Annotated in this window: 1 tRNA gene and 2 rRNA genes; all 3 read right to left on the bottom strand. The window is 50.4% G+C overall.

Annotation, left to right across the window (positions count from 1 at the left end):
• Position 1: 1 nt before the first annotated feature.
• The 3 genes from CAG58_RS01805 to CAG58_RS01795 all read right to left on the bottom strand — a co-directional run bounded on the left by CAG58_RS01805 (position 2) and on the right by CAG58_RS01795 (position 3,259).
• Positions 2-78, bottom strand: a tRNA-Asp gene (locus CAG58_RS01805).
• Positions 79-164: 86 nt separating this feature from the next.
• Positions 165-280 (bottom strand): 5S ribosomal RNA (gene rrf / locus CAG58_RS01800).
• Between the two features lie 87 nt (positions 281-367).
• Positions 368-3,259 (bottom strand): 23S ribosomal RNA (locus CAG58_RS01795).
• Between the last annotated feature and the right edge of the window lie 264 nt (positions 3,260-3,523).

Genomic DNA, 3,523 nt, shown 5'->3' with positions numbered 1-3,523 from the left:
GTGGCGGAGCGGACGGGACTCGAACCCGCGACCCCCGGCGTGACAGGCCGGTATTCTAACCAACTGAACTACCGCTCCACATTGTCTTGTTACTCGATAAAGTCTGATTGACTGCTTTATTGAGTTTCTGTCTTCAGACCTTAGGTCTAAACACAAGTATTAAAGCCTGGCGATGTTCTACTCTCACATGGGGAGACCCCACACTACCATCGACGCTGTTTCGTTTCACTTCTGAGTTCGGCATGGAGTCAGGTGGGTCCAAAACGCTATGGTCGCCAAGCAAATTTGGTTAATTCGGAAAGCTGTTTTTCATTCTCTACACATTCAATGCACTTCTTTGAGTCCACCAAAACCCCTTGGGTGTTGTATGGTTAAGCCTCACGGGCAATTAGTACAGGTTAGCTCAACGCCTCACAGCGCTTACACACCCTGCCTATCAACGTTCTAGTCTCGAACAACCCTTTAGGACACTTATAGTGCCAGGGAGAACTCATCTCAGGGCTCGCTTCGCGCTTAGATGCTTTCAGCGCTTATCAATTCCGAACTTAGCTACCGGGCAATGCCACTGGCGTGACAACCCGAACACCAGAGGTTCGTCCACTCCGGTCCTCTCGTACTAGGAGCAGCCCCCTTCAATTCTCCAACGCCCACGGCAGATAGGGACCGAACTGTCTCACGACGTTCTAAACCCAGCTCGCGTACCACTTTAAATGGCGAACAGCCATACCCTTGGGACCGACTTCAGCCCCAGGATGTGATGAGCCGACATCGAGGTGCCAAACACCGCCGTCGATATGAACTCTTGGGCGGTATCAGCCTGTTATCCCCGGAGTACCTTTTATCCGTTGAGCGATGGCCCTTCCATTCAGAACCACCGGATCACTATGACCTGCTTTCGCACCTGCTCGAACCGTCATTCTCGCAGTTAAGCGGGCTTATGCCATTGCACTAACCTCACGATGTCCAACCGTGATTAGCCCACCTTCGTGCTCCTCCGTTACTCTTTGGGAGGAGACCGCCCCAGTCAAACTACCCACCAGGCACTGTCCGCAACCCCGATTAGGGGCCAACGTTAGAACATCAAAACTACAAGGGTGGTATTTCAAGGTTGACTCCACGCAAACTAGCGTCTGCGCTTCAAAGTCTCCCACCTATCCTACACATGTAGGTTCAATGTTCAGTGCCAAGCTGTAGTAAAGGTTCACGGGGTCTTTCCGTCTAGCCGCGGGTACACTGCATCTTCACAGCGATTTCAATTTCACTGAGTCTCGGGTGGAGACAGCGTGGCCATCATTACGCCATTCGTGCAGGTCGGAACTTACCCGACAAGGAATTTCGCTACCTTAGGACCGTTATAGTTACGGCCGCCGTTTACCGGGGCTTCGATCAAGAGCTTCGACTTGCGTCTAACCCCATCAATTAACCTTCCGGCACCGGGCAGGCGTCACACCGTATACGTCATCTTGCGATTTTGCACAGTGCTGTGTTTTTAATAAACAGTTGCAGCCACCTGGTATCTGCGACTCTCAATAGCTCCATCCGCAAGGGACTTCACCGTCAAGAGCGTACCTTCTCCCGAAGTTACGGTACCATTTTGCCTAGTTCCTTCACCCGAGTTCTCTCAAGCGCCTTGGTATTCTCTACCCGACCACCTGTGTCGGTTTGGGGTACGATTTCTTATGAACTGAAGCTTAGAGGCTTTTCCTGGAAGCAGGGCATCAATGACTTCACTACCGTAGCAGCTCGACGTCGTGTCTCAGCCTAACAAGAAACCGGATTTACCTAGTCTCTTAGCCTACGCACTTGAACCAGGACAACCGTCGCCTGGCCCACCTAGCCTTCTCCGTCCCCCCATCGCATTCATAAGAAGTACGGGAATATTAACCCGTTTCCCATCGACTACGCCTTTCGGCCTCGCCTTAGGGGTCGACTTACCCTGCCCCGATTAACGTTGGACAGGAACCCTTGGTCTTCCGGCGGGGAGGTTTTTCACCCCCCTTGTCGTTACTCATGTCAGCATTCGCACTTCTGATACCTCCAGCAAACCTTACAGTTCACCTTCAACGGCTTACAGAACGCTCCCCTACCCAATACGATAAATCGCATTGCCGCAGCTTCGGTGTATTGCTTAGCCCCGTTACATCTTCCGCGCAGGCCGACTCGACTAGTGAGCTATTACGCTTTCTTTAAATGATGGCTGCTTCTAAGCCAACATCCTAGCTGTCTAAGCCTTCCCACATCGTTTCCCACTTAGCAATACTTTGGGACCTTAGCTGGCGGTCTGGGTTGTTTCCCTCTTCACGACGGACGTTAGCACCCGCCGTGTGTCTCCCGGATAGTACTTACTGGTATTCGGAGTTTGCAAAGGGTTGGTAAGTCGGGATGACCCCCTAGCCTTAACAGTGCTCTACCCCCAGTAGTATTCGTCCGAGGCGCTACCTAAATAGCTTTCGGGGAGAACCAGCTATCTCCGAGTTTGATTGGCCTTTCACCCCTAGCCACAAGTCATCCGCTAATTTTTCAACATTAGTCGGTTCGGTCCTCCAGTTGATGTTACTCAACCTTCAACCTGCCCATGGCTAGATCACCCGGTTTCGGGTCTATATCCAGAGACTGAACGCCCAGTTAAGACTCGGTTTCCCTACGGCTCCCCTATTTGGTTAACCTTGCCACTGAATATAAGTCGCTGACCCATTATACAAAAGGTACGCAGTCACCCCATTAAAGAGGCTCCTACTGCTTGTACGTACACGGTTTCAGGTTCTATTTCACTCCCCTCACAGGGGTTCTTTTCGCCTTTCCCTCACGGTACTGGTTCACTATCGGTCAGTCAGGAGTATTTAGCCTTGGAGGATGGTCCCCCCATATTCAGACAGGATATCACGTGTCCCGCCCTACTCGATTTCACTTTACTGGCGTTAACGGCTACGGGGCTATCACCCGGTATCGCGTGCCTTTCCAGAGCACTTCGCCTGACACCAATAAAGCTTAAGGGCTAATCCAATTTCGCTCGCCGCTACTTTCGGAATCTCGGTTGATTTCTTCTCCTCGAGGTACTTAGATGTTTCAGTTCCCCCGGTTTGCCTCGCTGCGCTATGTATTCACGCAGCGATAAGTGCTTATGCACTTGGGTTTCCCCATTCGGAAATCGTAGACTCGAGTGGCTTTTACTGCCTCATCTACGCTTATCGCAAGTTAATACGTCCTTCATCGCCTCTGACTGCCTAGGCATCCACCGTGTACGCTTAGTCACTTAACCATACAACCCCAAAGGGTCTTTGGCTTCTTGCTTTCACTAGAATGAAAACAAACAAGCGACCAAGTTGTCTCGCGTTTAATTTACATGAGTGCGAGACAGATTTTGCCGGACTCAATTTTGAAAAGCATCCGAAGATGTTTTTCACCAAGCACACTTGAATGTGTATTTTTGGTCTTTATCAAAAGATAAAGATTGAGAACTTTACAAGTAACCCATCAATGAAGATAAGTTACTTTGTCAGCTTTCCAAATTGTTAAAGAGCAA

Source organism: Vibrio sp. V31_P5A7T61 (genome assembly GCF_009904895.1).
Taxonomy (GTDB): Bacteria; Pseudomonadota; Gammaproteobacteria; order Enterobacterales; family Vibrionaceae; genus Vibrio; species Vibrio metschnikovii.
This window is presented reverse-complemented; position numbering and strand designations above follow the sequence as displayed.